Raw genomic sequence first — 3,234 nt, 5'->3', positions numbered from 1 at the left:
GCCTCACGCTCGTACATGCCGATCAGGACGGCCGGCCGACCGTTCCAATCGGGGTCGAAACGCATCCCGGCGGCATCTGCGATGGCGAGCGTAATCCCGCGCCGCTCGACGTATGCCTGTCCTGGCGTGCCGGCGAGCGGCAACGCAGCGGCAAGACGCTCGTGCGGCGGCTCGCCGGAGCGGGGCATGGTCGGGGGATCGATGTGTATGTGCGGGAACATGCCTTGCGCTATCGCCTTGTTCCATGAGAGAAAGCCGAAAGGCCACCCCGGAGAGGGATAGACCATGTCGAAGACAGTCACTCGAGCATTCTTGCTCATTGCCGTTATGGCAATGCCCACGTTACTGTTGGCCCAACCGGCCCAGGGCAGCTACGCCAAAGTGAACGGGACCGAGATCTATTACGAAGTCCGTGGTGATGGTCCACCGCTCGTCATGTTGCACGGTGGGGTCAGCCCGGCCGAGATGTTCGGGACGCCGCTCACGGAAATGGCAAAAAACTTCAAGGTGATTGCCATTTCCGCCCGCGGGCACGGACTCAGCAAGGACACGGCCGCGCCTTGGTCAGTCGAGCAGGATGCCGACGATGTGGCGGCGGTGCTCAAGCATCTTAGAATCAACAAAGCGAGCGTCATGGGTTATTCGTTCGGCGGTGCCATTGCGTTGCAGTTCGCGATCAGGCATCCCGATATGCTCGACAAGCTAATTGCCGTCTCGATCGATTATTCGCGCAAAGGCGAGTATCCGGAGATCAAGGTCGCCTTCGAACAGATGACGGCCGCAGCCGGCACGATCGGAGCCAGCATCGCTAATTCTCCCCTGGGCCAGATGTATCCTGGCGTCGACTGGCCGAGGTTGATACGCAAAACGGGCGAACTCAACACGAAGGACTATGACTGGTCCGCGGGGATACGTGGCATCAAGGCCCGGACACTGCTCGTGTTTGCGGATGCGGACTCCATCCGCCCCGAACACATCGCGGAGTTCTACAAACTGCTCGGCGGCGGGCAGCGAGATGCAGGGCTGGATGGATCGTTGCGCTCACCCAACCAGTTGGCGGTCATTCCTGGCACGACGCACTACACCATCATGGCGTCGCCGACCGTGATGCAATATGCGACCGACTTTCTTAAGCACTAATCCGTAAGCTTACCGATCGGCCAGCCCATATCGTTGAACGGGGCGCTAGTCCTTGGGGGAGGGTGCGCCTTCCTGAAGAAAGGGATGCGCGCGAGCGAATGCATCGAGCACAGCGCAGTTCGCGACGATCTTGCGTAGGGTCGGCGTGCGGTTGAGGTCGATCTGCAGAGCCTGGGCACGGAACACGATGCTCACCAGGCAGATATCCGCCATGGTCGGAGTATCGCCGTGACAGAACTGCCCCGTTTGCGGATCGGCGACCAGGTGCCGCTCCAGACTTTCCAGGCTGGACGTCAGCCAATGCACCTGCCATGCGTCCCACCCGGCCTCGTCAAACCCGCCCTGCGACATCGACTGTGTCAACGGTGGGTAACCGTTTTCAACCAATGCCGGAATCACGCCCGCCGCGCTGATGGCGAGGTACGCGGGGGACGTCTGCTCACCTTTGTCCAGATCGACGAATCGCTCGTGCGCGACCCATCCCTTCATGTTCAGCGCAACTCGCACCCGATGCGTCGCCGCGGTACGCCAGAACGCGTAAAGTTCGAAGTCTGCGTGGGTAGACAAGGGAAGGTCCTGTTGTCGTTGAATTCCCGGGAGCATGAGGCCGGGTTGGTCCAGCGTCCAAGATCGATACGTTATCCTCTCCATAGGCTTTTCCTATAGTTTCGCCCGGAGAAACCATGATCACTGAGTCTGATATCGCCGAAATTCTCTCCCTGTCTCTTCGCCAGGCGGCTGCGGAGAATGCTCACGATATCGACGCCATGGGCGCTGTCCTCGCTCACGCCGCGTCTGGGCAACCTGACCCTGTGCGGTTTGTTGCGCGTGCGTACCGGTTCTTCGGGCGCGATGCCGTGCTCCAGCACTTCCGCGATGTCTTCGCGGGTGGCTGGCGGTTCGAGCCGGAGCAGGACGAAATCAGGGTGCTACCGATCAGCGTGGATGTCGCACATATCTTCGCGCCGACAAACATCACGACAGGCACGGCCGATGGCCACGACGCGACGTACCGCTTCCTCGTAAATGAGTTTGCGCTGCGCACGCCGGAGAGTTGGCGGATCTCGGCCATCATTCCGGTGCCGGCTCAGTGAATACCCCGCAGCAATGAACGACGAGCCATTCGCCAGAGAAACTCGGGGCGATCGGACCGCCACCCGCGACGACGACCTGACCCATCTCGCGGTGCATGGCGTTCCATCGCTACCCACGCCGGTGTCAAGCGGATACGCCAGCAACGAAAATGCCCGCATCTGGTACGCCAGCTTCGGGTCCGGCCCGCCGGTGGTCCTGTTGCACGGTGGCCTTGGGAATGCGGGTAACTGGGGCTATCAGGTTCCCGCGCTGATCGAGGCAGGTTACACGGCGATCGTGATCGACAGTCGCGGGCAGGGGCGATCGACCCGTGATGGAAGGCCTTATAGCTACGAACTGATGGCGTCCGACACCCGCGCCGTGATGGACGCGCTCGGCATTGACCGGGCGGCCTTCGTCGGCTGGAGTGACGGGGCGGACACGGCCCTCGTCCTGTCGCGTGAAACGCCGGGCCGCTCCGCCGGCGTGTTCTTCTTCGGCTGCAACGTCGACAGCACGGGTGCCAGACCCTTCAAGTCATCGGCGGTGATCGACCGCATCTACAGCCACCACGTCAACGAGTACGCGGTCCTTTCACCGGTGGTGGGTGGCTTCGAGGCCATGCGTGTCGATCTGGGGGTAATGCAGGCTGGACAGCCCAACTACGGCCCTGACCAGCTGAGGGACGTTTCGGTTCCTGTGTGGAGTGTCCTTGGCGAGCACGACGAGTTCATTGAGCGTGCGCACGCGGAGTACATCGCCCGCAGCATTCCGGGCGCTCGGTTCGTTCTTTTGCCTGACGTCAGCCATTTTGCCCCGTTGCAGCGACCCGAAGCCTTCAATGGCGTGATGTTGGCGTTCCTGGGGCAGGTCGTACCGGTCGCGGGGTCAGGGCAAATGGATCGGTAGACTGATTTTGCGGTGAATGCGGATCATCGTGTGCCCGCCGCGATCCGGATCTGCTTGCCGACTCGAGGCGCCTCAGCGCAAGAAGAAGACCGATCCGATAACTGCTCCCGA

The 3,234-nt window shown here is 61.7% G+C and carries 5 protein-coding genes; 4 read left to right on the top strand and 1 reads right to left on the bottom strand.

Translation table 11 applies throughout. The annotated features are described in order from the left end of the window. On the top strand, nt 1–248 hold a 248-nt coding region (locus AC1DSN_RS20495), incomplete at its 5' end, for a hypothetical protein (RefSeq protein WP_477332526.1). A gap of 37 nt (nt 249–285) precedes the next feature. Next, nucleotides 286–1,140, top strand: coding sequence for an alpha/beta fold hydrolase (locus AC1DSN_RS20490; RefSeq protein ID WP_477295227.1), 855 nt, complete (start codon nt 286–288; stop codon nt 1,138–1,140). A gap of 45 nt (nt 1,141–1,185) precedes the next feature. On the opposite strand, the gene AC1DSN_RS20485 is transcribed toward AC1DSN_RS20490, so the two are convergent. Continuing rightward, nucleotides 1,186–1,707: a glutathione S-transferase C-terminal domain-containing protein gene (locus AC1DSN_RS20485; RefSeq protein WP_477332524.1), complete on the bottom strand. Its 522-nt coding sequence runs from the start codon at nt 1,705–1,707 to the stop codon at nt 1,186–1,188. A 116-nt stretch (nt 1,708–1,823) separates the two neighbouring features. On the opposite strand from AC1DSN_RS20485, the gene AC1DSN_RS20480 reads away from it, so the two are divergent. Further along, nucleotides 1,824–2,234, top strand: a complete 411-nt coding sequence (locus tag AC1DSN_RS20480; RefSeq protein ID WP_477295231.1) for a YybH family protein — start codon at nt 1,824–1,826, stop codon at nt 2,232–2,234. Nucleotides 2,235–2,247: 13 nt separating this feature from the next. After that, nucleotides 2,248–3,123 (top strand): alpha/beta fold hydrolase, encoded by an 876-nt coding sequence (locus tag AC1DSN_RS20475; protein ID WP_477295233.1) that lies wholly within the window; start codon nt 2,248–2,250, stop codon nt 3,121–3,123. Nucleotides 3,124–3,234 lie beyond the last annotated feature (111 nt).

The organism is Luteibacter sp. P4_D7_3 (assembly GCF_056401735.1).
Note: the sequence above shows the minus strand (reverse complement) of the source record. Positions and strands in the feature narration are given on the sequence as shown.

Coding starts and splice junctions, on each gene's coding strand:
- AC1DSN_RS20490 (WP_477295227.1), top strand. CDS start 286: ATGTCGAAGACAGTCACTCGAGCATTCTTGCTCATTGCCGTTATGGCA.
- AC1DSN_RS20480 (WP_477295231.1), top strand. CDS start 1,824: ATGATCACTGAGTCTGATATCGCCGAAATTCTCTCCCTGTCTCTTCGC.
- AC1DSN_RS20475 (WP_477295233.1), top strand. CDS start 2,248: ATGAACGACGAGCCATTCGCCAGAGAAACTCGGGGCGATCGGACCGCC.